Raw genomic sequence first — 26,368 nt, 5'->3', positions numbered from 1 at the left:
CGGGGTGACATCAATTGGAAAAAAATACCAAAATCATGTTGAAAGTATCGGGATTTGCCTCGCCGGGGTCGGTGCCCGGCGATACGATCACCTTGAGCTATCAAATGCGCCAGAAAAGTCGCCTCTTGGTGAGGACCGAGGGCGGGTTCGAGGCGGGAATCTTCCTTCCCCGCGGGACGGTGCTCCGGGATGGGGATCTGCTCGCCGCGGAAGACGGCCGGACCATCCGCATCCGGGCCGCGCTCGAACCGGTTTCGGTGGCCCGGACCGAAGACCCGTGGTTGTTCGCAAGAGCGTGTTATCACTTGGGCAACCGGCATGTGGCGCTTCAAATCGGAGCGGGGGAATTACGCTATCTCGCCGATCATGTCCTGGACGATTTGGTCCGCGGATTGGGTTTGCCGGTGGAATTGATGCGGCTAACTTTCGAGCCCGAGGGCGGGGCGTATCCTACCCATTCCCATGCTCACTGATCTGGCTTTGGTGAGGCTGTTACAGCTGGCCAGTCCCGCCCTGCCCATCGGCCTCTACAGTTATTCCCAGGGCATGGAACGGGCGGTGGAGGACGGTTGGATCCGCAACCGGGGACAGGCCGGCGAGTGGATCGGCGGGCTGCTGGCGCAAAGCCAGGCGCGGATCGATGCACCGCTGCTGATTCGTCTCCACCGGGCATGGGTGGACGGCGATGACGCGGCATTGGCGCGATGGAGCAAGCAACTTCAATCATTCCGGGAAACGGCGGAACTCAGGGCGGAGGACCGCCAGGGCGGCCAGGCTTTGGCCAGGCTCTTGACCGGGCTAGAAGTGAGCCGGGCGCAGCCGTGGATCGTTCGACCCGATGCGACCCTCGCCACCTCCTTCAGCCTGGCGGCGGCGAATTGGGACATTCCCGAGCTTGAAACGGCCATCGGCTATTTATGGAGCTGGCTGGAAAATCAGGTGCTGTGCGCCGTCAAGCTGGTACCGCTGGGGCAGGCGGACGGCCAGCGGCTGCTCACCGAATTGGGGGAAGGGATTCCCGAACTGGCGAAACGCGCCCTCGAACTGGACGACGAGGAAATCGGCGGGAACGCCTTCGGTTTGGCTCTCTCCAGCAGTCGGCACGAGGTTCAGTATTCGCGTCTCTTTCGGTCTTGAAAATTGAATGCTATGCAGGTGAACGATGACAGAACGAGAGATTTTGAGAGTGGGCATCGGGGGACCGGTGGGCTCGGGCAAGACCGCGCTGGTGGATGCTCTGTGCAAGGTCATGCGCGACCGTTACCGGATCGCCGTCGTGACCAACGATATTTACACCCGCGAGGATCAGGAATTTTTGATTCGCAGCCAAGCGCTTCCGGAGGAACGGATCGTGGGAGTGGAAACGGGGGGATGCCCCCACACCGCGATTCGGGAAGATGCTTCCATGAACCTCGCGGCAGTGGAGGATTTGTGCCGGCGATTTCCGGATCTGGACTGTGTCCTGGTGGAAAGCGGCGGCGATAACCTGAGCGCCACCTTCAGCCCGGAATTGGCCGATCTTACGATTTATGTGATCGACGTGGCCGCCGGGGACAAGATTCCGCGCAAAGGCGGTCCCGGCATTACCCGTTCCGATCTGCTGGTGATCAACAAGACCGATCTCGCTCCTCACGTCGGGGCATCGCTCGAGGTGATGGAGCGCGACGCCGGCAAGATGCGGGGAGATCGGCCGTTCGTTTTCACCAACCTGAAGAATTGCGAAGGGCTGTCGGAGGTGGTGGCATTTATCGCCCAGCAGGGAATGTTGGGACGCTGAACGGGAAGTCTCGTGATGGAATCCGAGGGTACCGGGCCCCGGATTCCTACATCTGTTAGTTGCCGCTATCTTCCAGCCATGACACCGCAGGCATCAGTTTCAACCAGCCCCGCGGACCATGATTGCGGGGATAGCTGTAGATGGCTTGACCATAGGCGGGATTGACATATTCCACGTTGAACGCCACGGTGGCATCGGGTCCTTGCCTCGGGTAGCTGAAAATCGCTTGGCCGTAGCCCTGGTTCACGTAGACGATCTTCGGAGACACCGCCGGCACTTCCATGTTTTCGGGGTTGCTATAACTGTGGATTGCATTGTTGGAAGCTTGATTCACGTAGATCATTGCATTCTGCCCCACCAAAACCGACGGATCGCTGGGGGAGGGCACTTCAGCTACGGCCGTTCCGCCAACCAACGCCCCTATCACTATGGGAGCTAACCAGCGTTGCTTGAACATCGATTTTATTGTAAACATGGCACACCTCTTCTCGATCATGGTATTCGCGTTTTTTATAATGGTTCACTTATATAGACAAGCCGATCGAGCAAGAGGTTTCTCTTCGAGCGTATTTTTGTCGTCGTGAATCACGATGCACATCAATCTGGCAATACGATTTTTTCTGACGACTGCTCAAGCGCCAAATTGCCTCCTTGAGCAGTACCATGTGGACTATCCGTTCCAATATTACAAGTGCATCAACCACTAAGCGTTTCATGTTCATGGCATGCACCGAATTTGAACAGCCTAACGTGAAAATATCAGCCGCAGCCGTGGTGGACGTCCCGGCCTTCCGGTTTTGGCTTGTGGTGATTACAGGTCTTCAGGCTTAAGGCCGGCCTGTTTTGCTATGCGCGCCATCATCCGTGGCCCGATCTCTTCGCTATCGTGGAAGGCGAAAACGACGTCTTGCCAACCTGGTCGTTCCAATGTTCGATGTGAACCTGATTGCCGCTTTACCTTCCAACCAGTACGCATCAAAGCCGCTGCCTTACACGCTGACCAATGACTCACGCGGCAATCAAGTCGGGTATGTCTTCGCCATGCTCCAAACGCTCCGCTAGTACCCGCAAGGCCAAGGCTTCGGCTTTGGCGATCGCTTCGGCCCGATCCGATCCATAGGTCAGGACGCCGGGGAGTTCGAGAACTTCTGCGATATAGCGTCCATCTTCTTCGCGTTCTACTTCAACGGTGAGCATGGTAATGGATCGGTCCGGTTTCGTCGGTTATGTACTGGTGGGACATTTTCATTGTCGTGTCCCGGATGATTCCCTAATAGGCCGTCGGTGTGGTTTACTGATGGCCGTGGAAGACTTTCCTGGCCCCCAGGTTCGATGCCAGTTCATCGAGGGCAACAAAACCGTGCCGGTGACAAGACGGGGCTTCGTGGGTCACCAGGACATGGGCCCGGTTAAGCTTGAGCCTATCGAATTCGCAAGGGAAAATCGTGACCCGGTGCTTCCGTGGCATCCCACCACGCCAGCGATTGCCTTTTCCCATCGACCGGAACCATTCTTTTTTTTTGTCGGCCAGCCATGGGTGTCGGAGTTGTCCTTTGGAAACCAGATCTTGCCGCGGAACACGCCGCCAAGTCCGGCAATCCGGATGTTGCCGATTTGGACTACGCGGCCGTGAATATTGCGCTCGGCTAAACCGGATCCGAAAACACGGTCGTACCATTCATCCCGGTCGCCATCATGGTTGACTGGGATCCAGTAGACTTCGGTCACATCCAGAATTGGCGCCAAAACCTCATCCAGCGGCCGGTCCGGGGTCATGTCGCCCAAAAGGATCACGGCATCGGGCCGATGGGTTTGGACGCAATCGATAATTGGCTGGAACCGGCCATGAGGATCGCCGACGAAGAAAATCATGTCGAGTTTGCGGCGAGTTTAGCGCTGACCAATCGGTTGAGGCTCACACCTTGTTCGGCGGCTTGGATCGCCAAGGCTCGATGGACTTCCGGCGGGATACGAACGCGAAATTCGCCGCTGTAGCGCTTGTCCGCCAATGGAACGGGCAGGGTTTCGCCGGCGTCTTCCATGTCGGAAAGCACCTCGGAGACCAACTTGCGAATCCCCCGAAGGGCTTTCTCCGGGGTTTTCGCCAGCCACGACAGCGAAGGGAATTCCGCGCACAAGCCCACGTATTCACCATCCTCGGTGGACCAGGTGACGCGGTATGTATAGTGGTCAGTCTGCATTGCGCAGGCCCTCCAATTTTTGGATTGCCAAAAGCACTTGGCGTACTTGATAGGGTTTGGCACGGCCCTTGTCATTCTGAATGTTAATCCTGGGATCACCGGGCCAGGGCGTTTTGAAGAATGCGTGACTGGTGCCGTGTTGCCGTGGCTTCCCAAAATAGTGCTCGCATACCTTCATGAGGTCCGCGAACCTGACATTGGCCGGTTCGCGTTGCATTCGGTCGAGAATTTTCTTGACGGAAGCCATGGCAATAATGGTATCAATAGTGACACCTTTTGCAAGCCGAATATCCCTTTTGAATCGAGCTATTTCAGGATTTTGTCGATTAAAGGCAGGATTCCCAGAGAACTCCCGATGATACGCGCAAGCTTCGTGAATATTCGGGGTCAGAGTAACATTTATCTGTTATCACTGCCTTGTTGACTCGTAGAATATTTTCAACGATAAACTTCCCTTCGGTGGCCGACTTTCAGAATGAGTACCAACAGCCTGTTATCTTCAATGCGGTAGATGATCCGGTAATCTCCAACGCGCACCCGGTAAAGCTGATCCTCGCCTTTCAGTTTCGTTACCCCTGGCGGCCTTTTGTACTCAGTCGATTGATGGTTTTGGCGAGTCGTTGCCGGATATTCGCCGGGAGTTTGTCGAATTGCTTTTTTGCCGAAGCTGCAAGCTCGATCTCATAGGCCATGCTCAGCCTTGATCGATTCCCAGGAGACGGTTTCTTCTTCTCCTTGTTCGATCCGCTTCAAGACGGCTTTTGCTTCGACCGCATCCTCCAAATCTTCCAGCCGTTCCATCAACTCCCGGTATTCATCCAGAGGAAGGACCACGGAGACGCGGTTGCCGGTTTCGTCGGTGATGTACTGGTGGTGCATTTTCATAATCCGTTTCCGGGAAAAATGCGAATGAGCGTACCAAGGGCGTACCAAAGCGGGAATTTCGGGTTCGACACCCCTTAACTTATTCTCTCAATGCATTGACTTAACTGGAGCTGGCGAAGGGATTCGAACCCCCGACCGACGGATTACAAATTACCTGGCATTTAGTCCTAATTAGTTTATCCTGATGCATAGATGTCCACAAATCGTTTTAAATTCAAATACTTGTTGTCCATTGTTGTTCATTTGGGTTTGCCAATATATACTTGCAGCTACGGGAAAAACGGCAACCGAGCGGCAACAAAGAAATGGCTCTCACGGATTCTGCGATTCGAAACACCAAGTCGGGCGAACGTGATATTTGGCTGACCGAAAAATCTCGACGGGGCGAAGCCCGGCTTACTCTGAGAATCACTTCTGGTGGTGCCAAAATATTTTATTTGCGCTACACGAATTCTAGCGGAAAGCGGGAACTGATTCGCCTCGGTCACTACGATCGAGAAGGCAAAAAAGGATTGACTCTGAAGGCAGCCGGGGAGCAGGCCGCCACCCTCAAGCTTTTATACCAACAGGGAATAAAAGACCTAAAAAAGCACATTGAGCAAGAAGAACGCCGTCGACAGGAAGAAGAGGAACGCAAACACACCGGCACTTTCGAATCGCTGTTGGACGCTTATGAAGAAAATCTGGAGGGCAGGGTATCCAAATCTGACGTAAGCAATATCATTAGAAACCACGTTAGAGAAGCGTTTCCTGATTTATGTAAACGCCCGGCATCCCAGATCACCCCGGGCGATATCCGTGAGATCCTGGCCCGACTAATCGAACAAGGGAAGGGGAGAACCGCCTCGAAGCTGAGATCGTTTCTCCTGGCCGCTTTCAATCAAGCGATTCGGTCTAAATTCGATCCGACCACGTCAATTCAAAGCACCGGATTCCTGATCGAATCCAACCCGGTTGCCGCCACACCGGCACTTAGCCAGTTTAATCGAGCGCGGGACCGGACACTCACTTGGAAGGAGCTGGTTTTCTATCATGGGGTCCTACTTGAAAATCGAGGAAGCGCCCTGCATGAAGGCCTGCTTGTTGCCTTGTACTTGGGTGGCCAACGGATTTCACAGCTATTCCGATTGCGCCCCGAAAATATCGATCTTGGTAGTAGCGTGCTTACTCTTTATGACCCGAAGGGTCGGCGTCATCAAGCCCGCCCCCATGTGCTTCCGGTCACTGATCCGGTCCGCGCCATCCTGGAGCGGCGGCTTCAATTGAATGATGAATGGATTTTCTCCTCACATGGAAAAAAACCGGTTCATCCAGATAGCGGGACCAAATTGGTTTCTCAGATAAGCGGTGGCCGTTATTCAATGGGGGACATCCGTCGAACCTGCGAAACCTTTCTGGGTGACACTCAAATCATGAGGGACCTTGCCGCCAGCAAGGATTTGCGGGCCCAGATACAGAGCCATGGACTCAATGGCATTCAGGACAGGCATTACGACCGCAACTTGTATCTCCATGACAAACGCCGAGTCTTGGAAGCATGGGCAAAGCGACTTCAAGGAAGCGGTGGCGGTCATGAGTGATTGGGATCCCTATAATGAAATCGACCGGAGAACATACGAAAATGCGTATGTGCTGAGGGTGTACACGCTGCGGAAATTCGGGCGGTGCTTTTACCCATGCCCAATTTCCGAGGCGGCTGTTGAAGCTGTCGAGAAATTCAACGTGCTCGAACTTGGGAGCGTAGTCGAGGCCGGCCGGGCCGCCGGCCTGGTTGCCGAAACACTCGCGAATGATCACCCGGATCTCGCCCTGATGTGGGCAAAATTTGCGCTCGACGCTGGCGACATCTCATGCCTGCGAGAAGTTACCAAGATCGCTCGAAAAGGCGGGGTCGAATTCCTGAACATTGGGGAAGTGGATGCATTTATGACAGGAAATTTCAAATGCCTGATCAGAGACATTGAGATCCCGCCGATGCCGGCCAACGAAGAGGATCCGACCCCAAGAATCACCGTCGCCGCCGTTCCGGACGACGATGACGATTATGACATTAGGCGGTTCGCAGACCTGTGGAAGTACCCGACCCCTCTATCAGTTGTCCCGGACCTTTATAAAGTCGCCAGTCATTTAGATGAAACGTTTCCCTGGTTCAGATCGACAACAGATTCAATCTTGAACGACCTCGCTTCCAGAGCTTGGGGAAACGGTATCGTCAAATTGCCCCCGATCTTGTTGTTTGGGCCGCCAGGAATTGGGAAATCGCTGTATGCCACCGAACTCGCAGATGCGTTTGGGGTGCCTTCAGTCCTTTTCCCCGCTGCCGGCAAATGCGATGACCGCGGGTTGATAGGCAGCGCTCGCGGCTGGGGTAGCGCGACTCCGGGGCTCGTGCTCGAAACCATTAATACCTATAAAGTCGCGAACCCTGTTCTCATTGTCGATGAGCTCGACAAAGCTGGGGGCAGTGACCACAACGGTGGCATGCATAGATCTTTGCTTCAGCTTCTTGAGCCGTCGACTGCTTGCAGGTACTACGACGATTACCTGAAAGCGTCATGCGATTTCAGTTATGTCTCGTGGGTGTTTACCTGCAACGAATACAAATTGATTCCGACTCCGCTGCTTTCCCGTCTTCGTGTATTTCATCTCCAGGGACCCAAGAAGGAAAGCGATTATCGAGCAATCATCAGGTTAGCGGCGGAAAAATTTGCAAAACGGCGTGGTATTACCGCAGAAAGCATGCCCCAGCTTTCTGAACCTGACTTCGACTTGCTTTTTCGTTATGCGAAATCACCAAGGCTTCTAGCCCGGGCGACTGAGACGATGCTTTCCACCATGATTGCGAAGCCGGCCGGCAAACTCCACTAACCACCAAGGGAGAAAATGATGAACACGAAAGAAATCAAAGAGCAATGGCTTGATTGCCATAATAATCTGACCCGACCGGCCAGTCACCTTGATTTTTTGTTCCGGGCCCAAAGAGCATTGATTGAATCTGGCGCCGACAAAAAACGGGAGGAACGATTCAAAAGTGATATCCACGCCGCAATTGGGCTGGCTGAAGACATGATTGAGAAGGTTGAAGAAGCTGTCGATGATTACATGTGTCTCATGGAAGAAATCAAGGATGATCGAAGCACCGCATTTTTGGCATCGAGGGGCCTGTCGGCTTTGAGAGGGATTCGTGAGTGCCATTGCAAGATCAGTGGTTTGCTATGTGAAGCCCTGGCTTTGGACGATTTTCTGGCTCACAAACTCAAGGCTCTAAAGATCATCGACCAAATGATCGGGCATTGGCCCCAGGCGAGGTCACATATCGATCATATCGAATCGATCAAAGATCTTGCGTTCCAGTCCCTGGCCCGGTCCGGTCAGTCGGATGGCAATGGTCCATTTCCTGGAATTGATGATGATGGATTTGTGCCGGCCTGAAGCGACGAGAGAAGTGAACTGGAGGTATGAAAAAGATCAGAGACCGTATCCGTCAGGCAATCGATGAAAGCGGCGACAAGGTTTTTTTGCGACGCGAGTTCGATCGATTTGGAAGCCGGTCAGGAGTGAATGCCACGTTGCGGAAAATGATAGACGAAGGCGAGCTGGTCCGGGTCGGGTACGGTCTCTACGTGCCGGCAGAGATGGGTGAACGAGGCGCCTATCCTAAGTTTTTTATCGAGGATTTTGCACCCCGAGCGCTCGAAAAATTGGGGGTCGAATTCCGCCTAGGTCGGGCGTGGAGACGTTATAACAGCGGCGAGTCAACCCAAGTCCCCGTCAGGCTTATTTTGGACGTTGGAAGGAGACGAATTACACGGAGAATTGGATTCAAGAATTCCGTGCTCTTGTATGAATATGATGGTCGCTGAATACGGGGTTATAAGGAATTTTCATCAATGCCCCTTATAACCGACGAGTTACCGCGCTTTATAGATGTCGAGGCATCGAGCTTGGGGCCACAGTCATATCCCATCCAGGTCGCCTGGTCCTCCCAAGATGGCGAAATCGAAAGCTGGCTGATTAACCCAAAACAGATCCGTCACTGGGACGACTGGGACTGGAATGCCCAGCAAGTTCATCAGATCCCGCAATTAATGCTCCACGAATTCGGGCGTGAACCGCGGTGGGTTGCCGAAAGGATGAACCAATTTTTTTATTGCGCAAATCGGCGGGTGTCGGGCCTCATGATGAATGGGGTCCTGATGTCGAATGGCTATCCACCGATCAGTATCCCGGCGTCTCGAAAGCAGGAATTCAACGCGGTCATGATCGATTTTTACGATACCTTGAAAGCCGAAAAGGTCATTCGGTTTTTGCTGGATTGCCTTTTGTCTTGAATCGTTTCCACCATCTGCCGCCCATCGAGATCGACTACGTTTGCCAGGCCGACGCCGCGGACTTCAATTCCGCCGTCAATTTTTGCATTGTAATCTTGGTGATGATGCCTGTGAAAAATTTTTTTAACGCCCATTTCCCGGGCCAACTCGTCAATGGCAAGGAAACCATGCCGGTGGCTTGTCGGAGCTTCGTGCGTGACCAGCACATCTGCCCGCAGCCGGTGTAGACGCTCGAAATCGTTTGGAAAAATGGAAGCCCGATGCTTAAGTGGCAACCCACCCCGCCAACGATTGCCCTTGCCCATATCTTGGAAAAATTCCTGCCTTGACCGCCATCGAGGGGGCTTGTCCGGCATCCAGATCTTGCCTCTAGGCGAATTGGATGATGAATTTTTGAATGCTTGGAAACGATTCGGACAGATGCTTGAGCATCTGATGCCGGTTTTGGTTTGTTGGAGGGCTTTTTCTCTGCACGGTGTTTCAGAGTCAGTGTCGGTCTTTTGTGGGTCATTTCGATTTCTCCTTTGATTTCAACAACAAACAATCCCGACGGCGGCTTTGACACCAAGCCGCATCGACCGGCCCCGGGGCCCGGATTTCCACGCCGCCGGCTGGGGCGGGCTTGATTGCAAATTGGGTTGGGTTTAGAAGCCCGGTTGTTGCGAGGCCCAACAAGCAAAATACGGCGCCAGCAAGGATCGCTAACAGGACGATGCCCCCCGCACTGGCAAAAGAAATCATCTTGTGGGATCTGATCATCGATCGAGTCATTTCCCTGCCGGCTTCCCGGGCAGCGGATTTAATGTGTGACGGAATCAAAACCACCTCGGCTTTGATTAGCCCAGCCGCTCGATTGGATTCATCCGCCGACTGAATTCCCCTGGCGATTGCGGACATGACATCCCAGCTGGGATCTTCTGGGGCCACCCGTTCCCGGGCACCCCATTCCGATAACAGCTCCCTGATTTTTGGATCGAGGCCGGAGAGGGCTTGATCCCTTTTGTTACTCATTCCAGAACCTCACCATCAAAGAAAAACCTTCCAATTTCATTCGCCTCCTTGAGCCATTTCCATAGGATAATTCGTTCGACGATCTGCAAATCATCCGATTCCGCAATCACCGACAACGGTCCAGGGATGCTCCTCATCTTGCTTGCAACACGCTCCAGCAGGGGCGGCAGGGTTGATTCATGGCCTTCCCATGCATTGTCTTCGCGCCGCCAGGCAAACCGACTCGGGGTCCCCAAATGCGCATTGAGTACCGCCAGCCGGTGGCTTGTTGGATAGGTAATCGACACCAGGCCGGATTCCTGGGAGCGCTGCGCGGCACGGGCGCTTTCAACACCTGGACCGACTGCAAAAGTCACGCCGATTTCAATGCCCATGGCCTCGGCGGCCGGGGCGATCAAATCGGGCGCTAGGGGATCCAATGTCTCGCCCGCGGCGGAAGGCAAGTTGACCACCACCACTTGGGCAGCGTGTGCGGTTACACGATCGAACAAGTGACTCACCGCGTCCTGGGCCGCCATCGGGTCAGGGCGGTTCAGTGGAATCGCTTCTCCCCTCACGTGACCACGATACCGGTCTGCAACATCACGGATTCCGGGGTCACCTTCAACAACAAGTACTTGGTCGGCACCAAATTTATTGATTGCGGAGTCGATTAGTACCGAGGCAATCAGCGATTTGCCGACTCCACCCTTTTCCCCGTGACTGAAAATGATTTTGGTTTTTTGAGTCATTTGGTTTCTCCTTTTGGTTAAGGTTGAATTAAAAACTGAAGTACTCTTTATCACTATCACCCTGGATCGGATTCTCTTTTGCTGGGGACGGTGGCGATTTAGGTGCTTGCGTTGATGCCGATGATTCCTGAATTCCTCCAGGTCGACGGCTTAAATCAGATTTTCGGAGGCCGGGGCGATCCGATTTCTTGAGGCGGTGGCGGTGGCGGTGGTAGGCAGTCTTTAGTGCATGACGGCCGATCCCCACCGCATCAGCGATTTGTCCCCATGTCCAACCGTTTTCCTTTGCTTGCTCAATCTCGGATCGATGAGCCCGAACGAATGCCGTGGCCGTCCTGCTCGTCTCAAGCAATTCATTCGGGAATTGCTTCTTCATTGGTTACTCCATTTAGATTGATCACGGCATCAGGCTACCTGATGCATGCAGGCAATAGACGGCGAAAAAAAGGGTCGGAATCGTGTTTATTCGTAATTATTCGCGTCGAAATGGATGCTAATTAGATTCAGCTTGCTTCCATTTGAGTCGATAGGGAGCAGGTTGAATGAGGTTTGGATACTTTATGTATATAGATAGGATGCAGAACGCATACATTTCGGAGCCAAAAAAGCGTAGATAGACGCCCATCCCCGCCTTCCCTGGCGGGTCTGGTCTATTCCCACACAACCGCTCCCAGGGAGCCTGTTGTGTTTCCCGATCCTGATGTGCGGTTTCCCGGGGGCCCAATTTCGGTTTCTTGATAGTGTGACAGTCACTTTTTCCGGGTAGGGGTAACTCATTGACCCCATAAATTGACGGGAACCCAATCCGTTGGTATAAACTCCAACATGCAGGCCGAACTACTATTCCGCAAGCGCCAATTACTGTCGGAGACGACCTTTGTTGAAATCGTGATTTGGCGTGTACCCGAGCCGGTACGTGGCAGCTGCCATCACTTCAAATATCGCTTAGCGCTTGTATCGGAAGGACTTTGCCGGATTCGTTACGACAACGAAGCAGGCAAAGGTGACCATAAACATATTGAGGATCGAGAGGTTCCGTATTGCTTCATTGATCTGGAAGCGTTGCAGGTGGATTTTTGGACGGATGTTGAAGCGTGGAGGGCATCAAAATGAGGACGGTAACATTCGGTGTTTCCTCGTTGGAGGAGACCAGGCGTCAGACGGCCGCGGCCTTTCGAGGCGAGCGCCAGGGTGAGTTCATTTCCTTCGAGTCGGTTGAACTGCTATGGAAGGTGCTCACCGTAAAGCGGTGGGAAATCATTCAAGCCATGGCCGGACGTGGGGAAATGACGATTCGGGAGATTGCACGACGGGTCGGCCGGGACGTGAAGTCCGTGCATGGCGACGTGCATGCCTTGCTCAATGCCGGTGTGCTGGAGCGTACCGAATCCGGTCGAGTGATTTTTCCCTACGATGCCGTGCATGTTGATTTCACGGTGACCCGGGTTGCTTGATTTAGTGACAGTCACATAAACCCCCTGAGTTTCCCGAGTTGTTTCCAAGCAGCTTTGTCTAGCGGGCCACCCCTCCATCGCTTGCTGGTCAGGACGTGGAGGCATACGGATTCGGTCCATTCCTCACTCTCAACCTCGATGACCGTCGCATCTAATCGGATCCGGCGTTCACTTTGTCTTTCTGCCGCGCTCATTGGCCCTGTTCGCTTCAATGCTTTTCTTCCCATCCTTTCCCCTTCACCATCTCTAAAATAAAGTGACAGTCACATTATTTCCAATAACCAGATAGGTGTCAACTTAACTGACGGCGGATACGAATAAACCGCAATTGACCGCGTTTACTACGCCCCCACCTTCACGCAAACTTCATCAAAATCGAAGGCAAATCAATGATTTGTTTTCGACTAATGATCTCAATTAAGCATCTGAAATCCGAGGGCGGCGCCCAGCGGGTAGCTCAGTATGCGGAACACAAGAAGAACAAAGCGGGTAACAAGGTCGGCTACTACTCCGATGGCGGCGGCGCCCCGAGTTTTTGGCGCGGTGCGGCGGCGAAGAGCATGGGTCTTTCTGGCTCGGTCAATCGGTCTGATTTGGTGCGGGTTCTTGAGGGCAAGCCTTTTGGACTCGACAAAACCCGCAACAGGAAGCTGGGGGTAGACTTAACTTTTTCCGCCCCGAAATCCGTTTCGATCCTTGCTTTCCATCCCGATACATCACCTGAAGCAAAACAAGAGATTTTCAACCTACATGATGATGCGGTGCGGGCTGGGTTGGATTACATCCAACAAGAAGTTGTCGTCGCCCGACGCGGGAAAGGAAGTCGCATACAAGAAAAAACCGGCAACTTGCTCGCCGGGGTCTATCGACACGAAGACGCAAGATCGGTCGATGGTGTCGTCGATCCACAAATCCATTCGCATTCTATTCTAATCAATGCGACCCAGAGGGCAGACGGCAAGTGGGGCGCGGTCGAGCTTGATTTTGGTCGGCATGCGGCAAGGATGCACCTGGCTGATCACATCTATAAATCAACGCTTGCCAGCGGACTTAGATCGCTAGGTTACGACCTCCGGCAAACCGAAAATGGTTTTGAAATTGCGTCAATCACAGACCAACAAATCGAGCAATTTAGTGGTCGGCGCCGGCAGATTGATGAGGGCATGAAGGAAGAATTTGGTGTTAACCGAGATGAATCGACCGCCAATCAGCGCGCGGCGGCAAACCTGGCAAGCCGGGGCGGCAAGGGCCAGCTTGCGGGCGGCGTCCAGGTCCAGGAATGGAAACAGCGTATCTTGGATGCCGGCGTTGTTGTCAGGCGGTCTTCATCATCCACTAAACCAATATCCAGCAAAAAGGCGGCGGCGGAGGCGATTAGGCAAGCGGTCGAACATTTGAGCGAGCGCAGCAGCGTTTTCAGCCACGATGATTTGATAAAGGAAGCCTTCGAATTCGCCGGACCTGGTGGCGTGGATTATGAGAATCTTTTGCGGGCGATCGATGGAAATGATGACCTGATTCATGCCGGCGACGATCAATACACGACCTGGCAAGCAATCGAAATCGAAACCGAAATCCTTGCCCGGGCCCTGACGGGGAGAGAAAAAGCGTTAGCGCTAACGGATTCATTGGGGGCGGAAGAATTTATCGCTCAGCGTGAAAATGAACAGGGATATGAATACAGCGCGGGTCAGCGTCAGGCGGTCCAGGCTGCCCTGACGATTCCGGACCGGTACATTGGCATCGTCGGCGCCGCCGGCGCCGGCAAAAGCACCGCCCTGGCCGGCGTGACGCAAGCGTTCCAACAGGATGGTTATGAAGTTGTTGGTTTGGCGCCATCGTCCTCAGCCACCAGCGAGCTTAAAGGCGTGGGGACGAATGACACCCGGACGCTTGCTTCATATCTGACACGATCCAAGCAAGCGGGCCAACATCAAAAACAAAAGCGGCCGCGGCTTGTCTTGTTAGATGAAGCCGGCATGGTCAGCGCACGCGACATGCGACGGCTGATGCGGGCTGTAGACCAAAGTGGTGACCGGGTGATCCTGATTGGTGATCCTCGGCAGCTTTCGAGCGTCGAAGCGGGTTCGCCATTTGACCAATTATTAAAAAGTAACAGCATCAAACACGCAAAAATAGACGAGATTCAGCGCCAGCATGATCCCCGACTCCGAGAAATCGCTCAACGATTTGCCAAAGGCGACGCCGCCGGCGCGGTCAAACGGGCCCGGCCATATATGAAGGAGGTCAAAATCAATTCGCCGGCGCCCGGCGAAAAGGTGACCGTCACGGAAAGGCAGGCCGCAATTGCCCGGGCCGCGGCTGATGACTGGCTTGCAAGGGCTCCTGAAGATCGGGAGCGGACGCTGATTGTGAGCGGGACAAACCGGGTAAGGCAGGAAATCAACAACCGGATCCGGGAAGCTCTCAAAGAATCTGGTGAGATTGATGGAGGCGGGATTAGTGTCAACGCATTGGACCGATTCGACATGACGCGGGCCAGGCGGTTGAATCTAAATTCATGGCGACCAGAAATGTTACTCAAAATCCGGGAAGGTCGGGAGGACATATTATATAAGGTCAAGGAGGTCGATTCAGCGGCCGGGCTACTTGAGATCGAAGCGACCGGTGGGGACGGAAAATCGAAAAAGATTCCGGTTTCCAAGGTGGGGGAAGCCCGGGTTTATAGTCGGCGCGAGATAAATCTGGCGGCTGGGGATCGGATTGTTTTTCGCGAAAACGACAAGGAGAAAGGAATAAAAAATGGAATGGGCGGGAAAGTTGATAGAATCGAAGACGGTTCCGCAATTGTCAAAATCTCGGGAGAGGAAAAGGAAATAAAAATAGATGCTGGCTCACATATCGCGATTGATTACGGCTGGGCAACCACGATTCATTCAAGCCAAGGCCAAACCTTTGATAATGTGATCGTTGCTGGCGAAGGGAATAGGGTTGCAACGGCTCAAAGCGCTTATGTTGCGACTTCCAGAGAGAGGCATTCGCTTACTATTTACACGGATGATTCCGATAAATTATCGCAAAGATGGAAAACATGGGCGGAACGCCAAACCGCTTTGCAATCATCTAGTGGCGATTCGAATTTAAAAGAAAAATTTGAGTTCAAAAAGTTGGTTAATTCGATTTACAAAAAGATAGAAAAGCAAATTCTTGAATCGGAAACTATTCCGAAGGCAATCAAAAAAATCAAATCTGATAACAGGATTGGGTTATAATATAATAGTCAAGGCACTTAATTAAGTGAGGTGATCGAGATGACAAATGCAAGTTCAGTGGGAATGGTCAAAAACTTTGAAAAACTAACAGCATCTAATCTCGACTTTCCCCATTTGAGGGGTTGTATAAGGGCCGGGAGATAACCACCTATGAAGAATCATCTTCGACCAAAAAGAGGTTCTTCAGATGGGCGGATTACCTCCCGACGTCTTGTCGATTATAAAGGTGTTTGCACCGCTGTTCAGCAAAAGGGTATGGCAACGGGCGCAAGTGTTACTGATAGGTGCGATCCTCACGCCTGGTCGACGCACGGTGGCGGCAGTGCTTCGGGTGATGGGGCTCGGCGAGGAGCGACGGTTCAAGAACTACCATCGGGTGCTCAGCCGGGCGCGGTGGTCTGGGCTGGCCAGCAGTCGCCTGTTGTTGGGGCTGTTAATCCAGGCGTTTGCCTGGCAGGGACCCTTGGTGATGGGATTGGATGACACGATTGAGCGACGGTGGGGGCGCAAGATTGGTGCTCGGGGGATCTACCGGGACCCGGTCCGCTCCAGCCGGGGGCATTTTGTGAAAGCCAGCGGCCTGCGCTGGTTGAGCCTGATGCTGTTGGTGCCGATCCCTTGGGCCCATCGGGTTTGGGCGCTTCCTTTTCTGACCTCGCTATGCCCCTCGGAGCGCTACTATCGGCGCTATCGGCGTGCGCATCGATCCTTGACCGAGCGGGCCCGGCAGCTCTTGCGGATGGTCCGGCGCTGGTTGCCCACCCGCTCGATCGTGGTGGTCGCCGATCAGAGCTTTGCGGCCTTGGATCTTTTGGCGGCCGTCACTGGGGACCGGTTCAGTGTCGTGACCCGGCTGCGGTTGGATGCGGCGTTGTACGAACCGGCCCCGCCGCCGCGACCGGGCCGCTCTGGACGACCGCGCAAAAAGGGGAAACGGCTCTCCACGCTGGCGCAAGTGGCCGCCGACCCGGCGACCCGTTGGCAACGCTTGACCGTTGCGCGGTGGTATGGCGAATCCGACCGCCCGGTGGAAATCGCCTCGGGCACGGCGGTGTGGTACCACGCGGGCAAACCGCCCGTACCGCTCCGTTGGGTGCTGATCCGCGATCCGCTCCAGCGCTTCCAGGCCCAAGCGCTGTTGTGCACGGATCCGAAGGCCGCGCCGACAGAGATCGTCCAGTGGTTTATCCGCCGTTGGCAGGTCGAGGTCACCTTCGAAGAAACCCGTGCCCACTTGGGACTGGAAACGCAGCGCCAATGGTCAAGGCGGGCGATCGCCCGGACCACGCCCATCCTGCTCGGCTTGTTCTCCCTGGTCACCCTCATGGCCGATCGGCTGGTCGCCAACCAGGCGATGCCGGTGCGTACCGCTGCCTGGTATCGCAAAACTCACCCGACCTTTATCGATGCGTTGGCCTTGGTACGCCGTCACCTGTGGAGTGCACACCTTTTTTCCAGGTCGCCGCCAGCCACCGACGTGGAAAAAAATCCCAACCCATTACTGACCCGCTGTATCGAGATAATGTGCTATGCCGCATAATGGGGAAAGTCGAGCTAATGATCGAGAAATAAAGCGCACTCCGGTGAGCGAAGAAAGATTTTTAGAGCATGTTAAAGTTTGGCAAGCCGGTGTAAAAAATAATTTCAAAACCTTGGATGTTGATATTGGCGGGTTTACTGTTGATGTGATAAACACTACACCTGAACAATGGCCACGAAAATTGAAGGACTTAGCAAAAGAGGCAGCTGAATACGGAATTGGACTTGACCACTTAACGATTGTGCGTCATGCCATGCGCAAAGCAGATAATAATCAGTCGAGTAATCAAGATCAAGTCGCCAAAAATACAGATAACCACCAACAAGAAGAACTGGGAGGTTTTCCTGGTATTAACATAAATTTACCGAGCATTAAAATACCTGGATTTCAAACTTTCCCAAGAAAAAAGAAAGCGATTTCAGGGCTTGAAAAAGTGGCAACCGAGATTGAAAATGGTAAAGAAATAGATAACAAGAAAATGGCTCGGATTGGAATGAATGCAGCATCTTCAATTCTGTCAATAAAATCAGAGAAAGAGGCTGAGAAAGCATTACAGAAGCTAAGTCAAATCAGAGAAAGAATGAATAAATTGAATTCAGAATCGGCTGGCCGTCTAGCAAAAATAGCTGAAGCCATTTCTCAATCCTTGGCTAAGCTGTTTTCAGTTCTTCGGCCCGGTGCTACTGGTGGTGCTAATGCTAGTTTGGGATAATATTTTCCGCTTAGCATTTTCTACTATTTGAAGAACTTTTTCCTCGCCAATTTCTTCAATAATATTGTCCAGGATTGTGGTGGCAGCTTTTAGCTGCCTTTCTTTTTCTTCTAGTTCTTTAACCTTGTTTTTCAGCAAATAATTTTCAAACCATAATTCAGTGTTTTTGATTTTTAAATCGTTTTGCTCGATTGCTAACTCGCGCTGAGATTGGCGTTCAGCTTGGCGTTGCTGCCGTTCTTTCTCTATTTGACGCCGGCGTTGTCGCTCTTCAAGAGCGATCAGTTTCTCTTCTTCTCTCTCTGCAATCGAATCTGCAATCGCATCAGCAGCACCAAGAGCTAATCCCAATCCAAATCCACCAAAAGCCTTCATTTTTTCACCTCTATTTCTTGGCGAGTTCTTTCAAAACTTCTTTCCATTTTTTCATTTCTTCTTCCATTATTTTTTTGAAATCAGGGTTCATTATCATCGACCGATTCTACAGCTTGTTTCAAATATTTCAAATCCGTTTCCTCAATTCTCAATACCGAAATCTGCTTGGTCATGCCAAGATCCAGCAGCGTGTTACGTTCGATGATTCGCTTCCAAACCCTGGGAGGAAGTATCAGCGCGAAAACCGGTTGGGCTTCCTCCGCCATCTCATGAATGTCGTCACGCCGCATTTTGGCGATGACCTGCATTTCGGATTTGGAAATACCGAACAGGGTGGAAACGCCCTCGGGATCGATGTCGACTTCGTCCCGTATCATTAGGAGAACCTCCAGGCAGATTCTTCTGAATTGCCTCATGAGTCTTGGTTCGGGAGATTCGGGCGTCTCTTCCATAAGCGGGACGTCTTGTCGAAATGATGGAGGCGTTTCCGACTGAGCAAGCCCTCGGAGCGATTGTCGCTCGAGATTATGGCTCCACGTCCTGGGAGGAATTTTCAACGCGAAAATGGGGGTGGTGCTTTTCGCCATCTTGCGAATATCGGCTCGATTTAACTGGGTGACGATTTCCATGACGAAGTCGGGAAATCCAAATAATTTGGATGCGAGGTCGGGGTTGGTTTTCGCGAGGTCGCGGGCCAAAAACAGGATCTCAAGGTTCATCCGATTTATTTTTCTCAAGAGATGCTCCTTGATGGGTATCTTTGACAGGTAGATGTTTGTGATGCCTCCAAAAGCGCTCATTGAATGCGATTACTCCAATTTTTTGTTTAAAAAATGGCCGCCCGAAGGCGGCTCCAAGTGGACGAGGTAATCACTCGACTCGATGCACTTCCTTCAATACCCAGTGCATAGCCGGATCCTCCAGATTGTTCCAAGGTTCCAACACCGCCCGATAGACCCCATCGATTTCCTCGGCATCGACCCGGTCAAATGTGACCTTTTCCGTTGCGGGATCATACACATTCCCCGGCAACGGAAGGCCTTTCGAGAGCCCAGCTTGCCCCAGTTTCCACGCCATGCGCCCGTCCGGATGCGGTACTGGAACCAACCGGGCCCAGTAAGATGTCCCGCCGACATTGATTGAACTGATGGCGATCGTGTTTCCGGTTTCCAGGCGAGTGACCGGGACATCGAATTCCATGTCCTCCGGGAACGGTGCGTGCCAGGGAAAGCCATTCGGCGATTCCAGTTCAGCAAAATCGGTCCCCTTATCATCCGTGAAGGCGCCGGTATTGTCGGCTGGCGTCGTCGGGTCGTCCACGAAGACTTTAACAATTTTGGTTTCCGTTCCGCCATCAAAGCGATCACATTCAATCCTGGCGACGACCGGCTTCTCGGCCACGAAGTCCCGGCGGCCGAAGGCGGAGCGCTCGATACCGGTGACCGATTCGGAGGAATCGAATTCAATAAAACGGTCGAAATCAACCTCGAATTTCTTGGTGCCGAAATTGCCTTGACAAGATTCTAGAACGACCTCATCTTCGGGTAATACCCATTCGATCCGGATCGTTTCGCCGGGAACGTAGAAAGGTTTGTTGGCGGAGAAGTCGGATTGTTTTATTTTAATAAAAAAACCCGTTGGAACGCGAAAATTAATCGCGTTGTTAGTACAAATTATTTCAATTTCTTTGCTAGTGTCAGTGATTATGTCAATACTCCCAGTTACACTATCGATTTTGAATTCTTCGTCTTCTTGACCCATTCCACCTTCCGTGATTGGGGAAATCGTGGAAAATGGAGGATTGTCAATCACACCAACGCATGAATCAACGGAAGTACGGGTGGTATCGACTTCCCAGGATACTTGAACCGTCTCCATCGGATTGTATTCCCCAAGCATTCCGATGTCTGGGGACAGATAAGTATCAACGAGAGGATTAGGCCCCGGTGGGGCCGGCTGAACTGTAAAGGATGCCGAATCCGAGACGGTTTGGCCGGCGGGATTTTCACAACTTACAGTTACCGTTCCCGGGCCGGATTCACTTAGTTCTGGAGAAATAAATACCCCGGACGAAGGTAAGTTTTCCTCGACCCCGCCCGGAAACTCAACGCGACAGGATTCCACTCCCTGGCTTTCCCACTGAACAAAAATGGTGGCGCCAACGGTTAGAAATTCATCATCTCCCGGAGAAATAAGATTTACCCCAGGTGTTGCAAAAACAACCCCAGGAAAAAACATCAATAGCAATAAACGCTTTTTCATAAATACCTCATATACAAATTATGAATTAGAAAATCTTCATTACTGGTGTTTTTTGACCTTTGGGGCTTGCGCATTGAATCCAGCCGTCGGAATCGCCTTCGTTCGGACGAGGAATTGTGATATTTCCGTTATCATCGTTATGGTTCTTGTCATACCCAAAATCATCCCAAATTCGGCAGGTCGACCCCGGCACAGAAGCCGTCCACCGAATCCTCCGGAAGCGATTACCCCCGGCCCCGAACACGCTAGTGGCCACATTAATTGTCAACTTCGGCTCCGGCACCGGTTCCACGGTGACCGAAGTGGAACCCGAATCCGATTTGTACCCAGATTTGCGGCAGGTGGCACTCATATTCAGGGGAGTTCGGCGATTAACGTTCGGCGCCCTGAAGGATTTTCTTTTGCTCCCGGAAACCGTGCCCACGTTTCCGGTTCCGCTCATGGCCCCGCTCAGTTGATAGGTGCAAGATGCCGCCACGGGGGAGACATTCACGGTCGCCGTTATAAAATCCCCCGACCGGACCGGTGAGGGTGACGCGGAGACCGACACATTCAACGCCGGCTCCGGGGTGATGTTGACCCGATGCGAATCCGATCCAGATTTCCCGTTGGCCGTGCAATCAACCCTGTAGGTCACCGATGTTGGAGAGGTCACATTCGGCGCCATCTGACCAAAGCCCCGGGAGCCGTTCACAGTTCCAAGGCTTCCGGAACCGCTGATGGCACCCGAAGCCGAATAGGAGCAACTGGCGGCGGGATCGACGCTCAATCCGAGCGTGAACGAGGCCCCCGGCTTGACTGAATCATTGCCCTCGAGGTCGACCAAAGGCGGATCAACTGGATCCGAAGGCTTGCTATCGGGCTCACACCGGTTCCTCGGGAACGCGATGACCACATGGGTGCCAGGTGGGCAGCTGCCTGAACTTGATGATTGCTTTCTAACGAACTCGGTTTGCTTGCTTGCAAACGCATTGTCGAACCCGGCTTTATGACATTCGATTTCGAATACATAAGGGCCTTCTACCCCAACAGGGAAAAAACTGGAAACCGCCCGATTTCCCGATCCCGGAAGATTGGATTTCCATGCCAAGGTGAAACGGTTAGGCCGCCCGCTGTGTGGCCGGCGAGCCCACAGGTCACACGAATCGGCTTGCAGGTTTGTGCTCCACGAGACCTGGCCGGACATGTTGGTGATGACACTGGGCACATTCAGCGTGACATTGAATTCAGGAGGCGGTGGCGGATCATTCACTCGAATGGTCACCGAATCCCGGGCGGAGCCGCCGAGGCCGGAGCATCGGAGGACATAGGTCGTATTGGCATTCGGGGTGACCCGCCGGGAACCGTTGAAAGGAACCTGATCCCCGTTTAGTAGGCATCGAAGCGCGGATGATGAGTTCCAGTGGATTCGTGTGCTTTGGCCGCGGATCAGCGAGGTTCGGTCCGCCTGGATGGAAACGGTCACGGAATCCGGTTGGCTGGCGCCTTGGCCGACTGTATAGCTGGCAGGATTAAGCTCGCCGTCATCCCCGTAGCACTCCAACCGATAGGTTTTGGTTTCCCCCGACTCGTCATCGAGCAGATCCGTCACTGTGATGGTGCCTTGATAACCTGGAATGCTCTCATCGAAATGGAAGGTCGCACCGGGGATGCCCTGGCACCTTGGCGACCGCTCCCCGAGCCAAGTTAGGCGGGTCCGGTACCGGGGATCGTAATCGGCACAATATTGGACCGTTCGCGTGTTGCCGTTCGCGTCGGTAACTTGCTCGTTTTGAAAATCGACGCAGACGTTATCAATGCCCAGGGTCGTGCCGGTCAGGCGGACATTTGGATCCGCGAAGGTCGACCGGCCGGGGACGAAAGTGGAGTCTTGGTACCCAAGGCCGCCAAAATTGAAATCGCGGTCGGTGTCGGTCTGGGTTTCTGGGAGATCTTCCGGATCGATAACCCGATTCGGGTCTACTGGATTTCCCTCGGAATCGACCGGGCCGGCAGGAGCGCTGGAAAGCGGATTGTCGCCGCCTTGGTTCGTCAGCTTTACCGGGTCGTAGATGAACTTGGTTTGCGGATCCTGGCCAGGCTCCGAGCCCGGATCGGTGGCGCTGAAGCCGGCTTGGTCGGCGGCCTGGGCGGTGGCGATTGGTATGAGAAAAGTTAACAAATATACAAGTAGCATCAAAAAACCAAGCCAGCCAATTAAATTATTTGAGTATTCAATTTTTTTAAGCTTAAACATAAGGCTCTCAACCGTTTAATTTATTAAATCTTGAGAGCAAGTTTGCATGCATGTACACAAATCTGTGCAAAAAAAAACGGTGCAAAATCGTTTTATTCAAAAAAAAGGGCGCCGGAGCGCCCTTCCAATTCGCCATGTTGTCTAGAAAGTCGCTTTCATCAGCGACACAATCATGTTACCAGCGAATATCGAGATCGACGTGAGGAAATAAAAGCGTGAAATCGTGTTTATTCAAAAACTCGGGCGTCCGGATGCGTCCCATAAGATTTGGCCGCTTGTGTTTGTTGTTAGATTTCGGGGGTTGGGGGACGTGTTTACGGATAAACGCGATTTTGGGGCTTTTACTAAAAATTGCATTTTGGTGGATTGTCATAACCTGTTCCAGTCACTAACAAACTGGAACGGATTGCAATCATGAGGAAACATAATTTTTTGACTGAAAAGAGGCTTTTTAGAATTGGAGATATTATCGGTGACAAAAAGAAAGGCATTGAACCAATCATACCTGTTTGTCGCTCAACTTTTTATAACTGGATCAGGCAGGGTAAATTTCCGGGGCCAGTAAAAATTGGGAGAGTGAGTGTTTGGCGGGGTGAAGATATTGAGCGGTTTATCAAGGAAGGAGGGGTTTGAAATGGATATTGAATCAAGAATTGAACCAGGGCATGAATTCATTAAAACAGACGGATCAATTAGCATTATTGATGCGATAAATGAAGATTTACCTGAATTGGATTTTGTGATTCCCGGTTTGCTTGCGGGTAGTCTAGGTTTAATTGTTTCTCCCGGCGGCGTCGGAAAATCAAATCTTGCTTTGCAACTTTGCGCATCTGTTGCAACAGGTATTGATTTTTGTGAAATATCAGAAAAGGAAGATTGGATTTACGGAAGCGGTAAAGCATCTTATATAACTGCCGAAGATCCTGTTGTGGTAATTTTGCATCGAATCAAGCAATTTGCCAAAAAACTTGATATCGGAACTATTGAAAAATTAGATGAAAACTTATCAATTTATTCGATCAAAAAACACTTTTTAATTCAAAACGGAGAAATAAGTGAGCATTGGGTCAATCAAGTGCATAAAATGGTGCAAGGAAAGCGACTGATAATTCTAGATACAATGAGAAGGTTTCACCTGGAAAGTGAAACCGATGATTCAATGATGATGTTATTTTTGTCTGTGATTGAAGGTTTAGCTGAAGAAACAGGTTGCACAGTATTGATTTGCCACCACATGAATAAAAGCTCACTACAAAATGGTGGCGGAGGATCACAAACGGCGGCTCGAGGACATTCGGTGTTGACTGACAATGTTAGATATCAAATAAATTTAAATGACATGAGTGTGAATGAAGCAAAAGAGATGGGAATAGACAAGACTGAGAGACTTGATTTTGTGAAACTGGAAGGAAGCAAAATCAATTACGGTAAAAAAGGAAATGAGTGTTGGTTTCGGCGGGGGCTGCACGGAGTTTTAAGTCCTGCGAATTCCGAAATACTGGATCTAAAGGAAGCTGCTAACATGGAAAAGGAGAGAAATAGGAAAACCAAAAAAGGAGGGAGTCCGCATATTTCAATGATTGAAGGAAACAGCAAAAAAGAGGAGGTGCCGGAATGGTTGAAAGGAATAGTTTGAATATTTTGAAGGAGGCTTTATTGCCTACGACAACGGTGCATCAGCACCGTTGTAGAATATTTCAAGCGTCAAAGCGACCGACAAACCAGATAAAGGAAATTAAAACTAGCTGGGGAAAAGTGAAGGTAAAAGGAAGGCTGGGGCAAGTGCATGCCACGCTGATTGAGACGATCATGAATAATGCGATTAACAAGAAAGAAGTGGATGGTTGTATTTATCTGTTAATTGATTTCTATACCATTCGGAGGAAATTGACAGATAAGAAAAATCATTACAGCTATGAAACGATTCATAAATTGCTTGATGATATCATGACCACACTGCTTGATGTGACTATACCAAATAGAAGAATCAGTAGAGTCAAGGGGCATCTGATCGATGAAGTATGTGAATCAAACAAATTGAAGTTTAACCCGTTCGGCGGAGAAAGAAAACTGTGGGTTGTGAAAATAGGAAGAGTAGGGAGAGCTTTTTTGCGAGATGACATTCCTCTTTACTATGATGTGGAATCGATCAACCAGACGAAACATGGAATATCGCAGGCGGTGGCGAGGCATGTCTTGTCTCATTCCAAAACGCCTGCAGGCGGCTGGCGAATTGACACGCTGATCATAGCAGCATCCGGTGATCTGTCTGCAAGGGAGATGAGGAAAGCGAGATGGCAAATTAGATCCGATGCCAAAGAACTTCGTGAAATAGGGATTGAGGTTGATGATGATCGTATTAAACGGATTTAGAGCATTATCAGGCGTTCCGTTAAAGCCCGGCAGGCGTTCCGTAAAAGCCCGGCCGAGTTGTCCATTTTCGTTCACCTGTGTCCAAGCGTTCCGTTAAAGCCCGATCCTTCAGGAATATATTTCAGTAAGAATATATTCAGGAGCCCTCGACAAGGGGGGGGGCTTCTCAAAAGCCCCCCCCTTGTCGAGGGCTTGTGGTGGGTTTGGACTTTCCAAAAGCCAGGGGCGCGAGCCCCTGGCCTTGATGTGGGGTGGTGAACCACGCGCGCGCGCCTAAGGGGCGATGGAGATGGGCATATCACAAGCCTGACCTGCGCCAAGGTCCGGGCCGTGAGGCCCGGACTTTTGGAGAGTCTAAAGTCTTGGCGCTTTTTTTGGAGGTGAGATGAAATGCGTAAATCAATTGCTGAGATTCAATCAAATTTTTTGACGGAGTTTTGCCGTTTGGCAAAGGTGGACCAACTGGATTTTGGCCTCGCAAAAAATCCAGCCGACCCACCAGAACAATGGAAATTTGTGCAAAGGCCGTATCGACACTTATTTCTTGACGATGCTCTGAGATTCTTGCCGCACTTGCGCGCGCGGTCGGTGCGTGGGGCGGATGTGTATTTCCGCCCGCACGCTAATGATCCCGCCTCGGTGATTTTTTTGGATGATTTGCCGCGTAAAGTGGCGGCGGCAGTTTCGCTCAAATACCAGGCGTGGGTGATCGAGACAAGCCACAACAGCTGTCATGCCTGGATACTGACAGACAAGCCTCTCGATCAGCATGAGCGGTACAAGGAGCAAAAAAAGATAATACAAATGGGGGTGGGTGATCCGGGAAGCGTGTCCGGCGAGCACTTCGGCCGGATGCCCGGTTTTAAAAGCCACAAGCGGAGGTGCTGGGTGAATTTGATCAGCTCTCCAAATCCAAATTTGCCACGCTATCAACCCGCTAACACAAGGGCAGGACAACCAACCGAAGGAAAATCCAACCCCCATCATCTCCATCGCCGCAAGGGGCGGGGGCGTGGTTCATCAATCAGGGATGAATCCGCCTCTGAATGGGGTTATGTGATGGGTCAACTGGAAAATGGTGTCACGCCTGAGCAAGTGCTTCAAAATCTCGTCGAGCATTGCCGCCCGCGGCGCGGCCATGATGCGGAACGCTATGCTCGACGAACAATTAGTGCTGCATTGAAAAAACTTGGCAGATCAAAATTAAATCTTTAAACATCGGCGGGACATGCTTAACCACGGCCCCC

At 52.0% G+C, this 26,368-nt stretch carries 31 protein-coding genes; 16 read left to right on the top strand and 15 right to left on the bottom strand.

What is annotated here, in order from left to right:
• The first annotated feature begins 35 nt into the window (after positions 1–35).
• From ureE to ureG, 3 genes are read left to right on the top strand one after another with little or no spacing between them, the layout of a single operon-like run.
• A complete protein-coding gene (gene ureE / locus H035_RS0109135) occupies positions 36–473 on the top strand; it encodes an urease accessory protein UreE (RefSeq protein ID WP_026596446.1) in 438 nt (145 codons plus the stop codon).
• Complete coding sequence (locus H035_RS0109130) at positions 463–1,137, top strand: urease accessory protein UreF (RefSeq protein ID WP_022948680.1); 675 nt, start codon at positions 463–465, stop codon at positions 1,135–1,137. Before ureE ends, H035_RS0109130 begins: the two co-directional genes overlap by 11 nt.
• Positions 1,138–1,162: 25 nt before the next feature.
• Entirely contained in the window at positions 1,163–1,777 is a 615-nt protein-coding gene (gene ureG / locus H035_RS0109125; protein ID WP_022948679.1) for an urease accessory protein UreG, read from the top strand.
• Between the two features lie 55 nt (positions 1,778–1,832).
• Here the strand turns inward: ureG and H035_RS18995 are convergent, their stop codons facing one another.
• The 7 genes from H035_RS18995 to H035_RS0109090 form a co-directional block, all read right to left on the bottom strand.
• A complete protein-coding gene (locus H035_RS18995; protein ID WP_152486006.1) occupies positions 1,833–2,252 on the bottom strand; it encodes a hypothetical protein in 420 nt (139 codons plus the stop codon).
• A gap of 336 nt (positions 2,253–2,588) precedes the next feature.
• Positions 2,589–2,753 (bottom strand): type II toxin-antitoxin system HicA family toxin, encoded by a 165-nt coding sequence (locus H035_RS21315; protein ID WP_152486005.1) that lies wholly within the window; start codon positions 2,751–2,753, stop codon positions 2,589–2,591.
• A gap of 32 nt (positions 2,754–2,785) precedes the next feature.
• Complete coding sequence (locus H035_RS0109115; protein WP_022948677.1) at positions 2,786–2,974, bottom strand: type II toxin-antitoxin system HicB family antitoxin; 189 nt, start codon at positions 2,972–2,974, stop codon at positions 2,786–2,788.
• Between the two features lie 192 nt (positions 2,975–3,166).
• Positions 3,167–3,649, bottom strand: coding sequence for a metallophosphoesterase family protein (locus H035_RS18990; protein ID WP_051149765.1), 483 nt, complete (start codon positions 3,647–3,649; stop codon positions 3,167–3,169).
• Positions 3,646–3,978, bottom strand: a complete 333-nt coding sequence (locus H035_RS0109105) for a type II toxin-antitoxin system HicB family antitoxin (RefSeq protein ID WP_022948676.1) — start codon at positions 3,976–3,978, stop codon at positions 3,646–3,648. The genes H035_RS18990 and H035_RS0109105 overlap by 4 nt, the downstream gene beginning before the upstream one ends.
• Before the next feature lie 438 nt (positions 3,979–4,416).
• Positions 4,417–4,515: a type II toxin-antitoxin system RelE family toxin gene (locus H035_RS22450; protein ID WP_235044565.1), complete on the bottom strand. Its 99-nt coding sequence runs from the start codon at positions 4,513–4,515 to the stop codon at positions 4,417–4,419.
• A gap of 144 nt (positions 4,516–4,659) precedes the next feature.
• Positions 4,660–4,863, bottom strand: a complete 204-nt coding sequence (locus H035_RS0109090; RefSeq protein WP_235044564.1) for a hypothetical protein — start codon at positions 4,861–4,863, stop codon at positions 4,660–4,662.
• 305 nt (positions 4,864–5,168) lie between these two features.
• On the opposite strand from H035_RS0109090, the gene H035_RS0109085 reads away from it, so the two are divergent.
• From H035_RS0109085 to H035_RS0109070, 4 genes are read left to right on the top strand one after another with little or no spacing between them, the layout of a single operon-like run.
• Positions 5,169–6,443, top strand: a complete 1,275-nt coding sequence (locus H035_RS0109085; RefSeq protein WP_022948672.1) for a tyrosine-type recombinase/integrase — start codon at positions 5,169–5,171, stop codon at positions 6,441–6,443.
• Positions 6,436–7,731, top strand: a complete 1,296-nt coding sequence (locus H035_RS20790) for an AAA family ATPase (RefSeq protein ID WP_022948671.1) — start codon at positions 6,436–6,438, stop codon at positions 7,729–7,731. The genes H035_RS0109085 and H035_RS20790 overlap by 8 nt, the downstream gene beginning before the upstream one ends.
• Positions 7,732–7,746: 15 nt before the next feature.
• Positions 7,747–8,295 carry a hypothetical protein gene (locus H035_RS0109075; protein WP_152486003.1) on the top strand — a complete coding sequence of 183 codons (549 nt, stop codon included), beginning with the start codon at positions 7,747–7,749 and terminating at the stop codon, positions 8,293–8,295.
• Between the two features lie 26 nt (positions 8,296–8,321).
• Complete coding sequence (locus tag H035_RS0109070) at positions 8,322–8,726, top strand: hypothetical protein (protein ID WP_022948669.1); 405 nt, start codon at positions 8,322–8,324, stop codon at positions 8,724–8,726.
• A 407-nt stretch (positions 8,727–9,133) separates the two neighbouring features.
• Here the strand turns inward: H035_RS0109070 and H035_RS21805 are convergent, their stop codons facing one another.
• From H035_RS21805 to H035_RS21800, 4 genes are all read right to left on the bottom strand, one after another.
• Complete coding sequence (locus H035_RS21805; RefSeq protein WP_152486002.1) at positions 9,134–9,550, bottom strand: metallophosphoesterase family protein; 417 nt, start codon at positions 9,548–9,550, stop codon at positions 9,134–9,136.
• Positions 9,551–9,701: 151 nt separating this feature from the next.
• The gene (locus H035_RS0109055; protein ID WP_022948666.1) at positions 9,702–10,205 is read right to left on the bottom strand and encodes a hypothetical protein; all 504 of its coding nucleotides are present in this window, start codon (positions 10,203–10,205) and stop codon (positions 9,702–9,704) included.
• Positions 10,202–10,936, bottom strand: coding sequence for a hypothetical protein (locus H035_RS0109050; protein ID WP_022948665.1), 735 nt, complete (start codon positions 10,934–10,936; stop codon positions 10,202–10,204). Before H035_RS0109050 ends, H035_RS0109055 begins: the two co-directional genes overlap by 4 nt.
• A 28-nt stretch (positions 10,937–10,964) precedes the next feature.
• Positions 10,965–11,312, bottom strand: coding sequence for a hypothetical protein (locus H035_RS21800; RefSeq protein ID WP_152486001.1), 348 nt, complete (start codon positions 11,310–11,312; stop codon positions 10,965–10,967).
• A 449-nt stretch (positions 11,313–11,761) separates the two neighbouring features.
• Between H035_RS21800 and H035_RS0109045 the strand changes: the two genes are divergently transcribed.
• The 5 genes from H035_RS0109045 (at position 11,762) to H035_RS21795 (ending at position 17,875) form a co-directional block, all read left to right on the top strand.
• Positions 11,762–12,049 (top strand): toxin-antitoxin system TumE family protein, encoded by a 288-nt coding sequence (locus H035_RS0109045; protein ID WP_026596443.1) that lies wholly within the window; start codon positions 11,762–11,764, stop codon positions 12,047–12,049.
• Positions 12,046–12,390, top strand: a complete 345-nt coding sequence (locus tag H035_RS0109040; protein ID WP_026596442.1) for an HVO_A0114 family putative DNA-binding protein — start codon at positions 12,046–12,048, stop codon at positions 12,388–12,390. Before H035_RS0109045 ends, H035_RS0109040 begins: the two co-directional genes overlap by 4 nt.
• A gap of 389 nt (positions 12,391–12,779) precedes the next feature.
• A complete protein-coding gene (mobF, locus tag H035_RS18980; protein ID WP_022948662.1) occupies positions 12,780–15,623 on the top strand; it encodes a MobF family relaxase in 2,844 nt (947 codons plus the stop codon).
• A 187-nt stretch (positions 15,624–15,810) separates the two neighbouring features.
• On the top strand, positions 15,811–17,163 hold the full coding sequence (locus tag H035_RS0109025) for an IS701 family transposase (protein WP_026596441.1): 1,353 nt from the start codon (positions 15,811–15,813) through the stop codon (positions 17,161–17,163).
• Positions 17,164–17,206: 43 nt separating this feature from the next.
• A complete protein-coding gene (locus H035_RS21795) occupies positions 17,207–17,875 on the top strand; it encodes a hypothetical protein (protein ID WP_152486000.1) in 669 nt (222 codons plus the stop codon).
• Here H035_RS21795 and H035_RS0109015 read toward each other — a convergent pair.
• From H035_RS0109015 to H035_RS21785, 4 genes are all read right to left on the bottom strand, one after another.
• Entirely contained in the window at positions 17,825–18,250 is a 426-nt protein-coding gene (locus H035_RS0109015; protein WP_022948659.1) for a hypothetical protein, read from the bottom strand. The genes H035_RS21795 and H035_RS0109015 overlap by 51 nt on opposite strands.
• A gap of 80 nt (positions 18,251–18,330) precedes the next feature.
• Positions 18,331–18,627, bottom strand: coding sequence for a hypothetical protein (locus H035_RS22445; protein ID WP_235044563.1), 297 nt, complete (start codon positions 18,625–18,627; stop codon positions 18,331–18,333).
• Positions 18,628–19,120: 493 nt separating this feature from the next.
• Positions 19,121–20,512, bottom strand: a complete 1,392-nt coding sequence (locus H035_RS21790; protein ID WP_152485999.1) for a hypothetical protein — start codon at positions 20,510–20,512, stop codon at positions 19,121–19,123.
• Between the two features lie 25 nt (positions 20,513–20,537).
• Positions 20,538–22,748: a hypothetical protein gene (locus H035_RS21785; RefSeq protein WP_152485998.1), complete on the bottom strand. Its 2,211-nt coding sequence runs from the start codon at positions 22,746–22,748 to the stop codon at positions 20,538–20,540.
• Between the two features lie 414 nt (positions 22,749–23,162).
• Between H035_RS21785 and H035_RS21305 the strand changes: the two genes are divergently transcribed.
• From H035_RS21305 to H035_RS21300, 4 genes are all read left to right on the top strand, one after another.
• Positions 23,163–23,381, top strand: a complete 219-nt coding sequence (locus H035_RS21305) for a helix-turn-helix transcriptional regulator (RefSeq protein WP_084684865.1) — start codon at positions 23,163–23,165, stop codon at positions 23,379–23,381.
• Position 23,382: 1 nt separating this feature from the next.
• Entirely contained in the window at positions 23,383–24,384 is a 1,002-nt protein-coding gene (locus H035_RS18975) for a helicase RepA family protein (protein WP_022948653.1), read from the top strand.
• The gene (locus H035_RS0108965) at positions 24,363–25,121 is read left to right on the top strand and encodes a hypothetical protein (RefSeq protein ID WP_022948652.1); all 759 of its coding nucleotides are present in this window, start codon (positions 24,363–24,365) and stop codon (positions 25,119–25,121) included. The genes H035_RS18975 and H035_RS0108965 overlap by 22 nt, the downstream gene beginning before the upstream one ends.
• Before the next feature lie 390 nt (positions 25,122–25,511).
• Positions 25,512–26,336, top strand: a complete 825-nt coding sequence (locus H035_RS21300) for a DNA-primase RepB domain-containing protein (protein ID WP_084684864.1) — start codon at positions 25,512–25,514, stop codon at positions 26,334–26,336.
• Positions 26,337–26,368 lie beyond the last annotated feature (32 nt).

Origin of the sequence: Methylohalobius crimeensis 10Ki (genome assembly GCF_000421465.1) — a bacterium.
GTDB lineage: Bacteria > Pseudomonadota > Gammaproteobacteria > Methylococcales > Methylothermaceae > Methylohalobius > Methylohalobius crimeensis.
The sequence above is the reverse complement of the archived record's forward strand: the minus strand, read 5'-3'. Positions and strand labels throughout refer to the sequence as shown.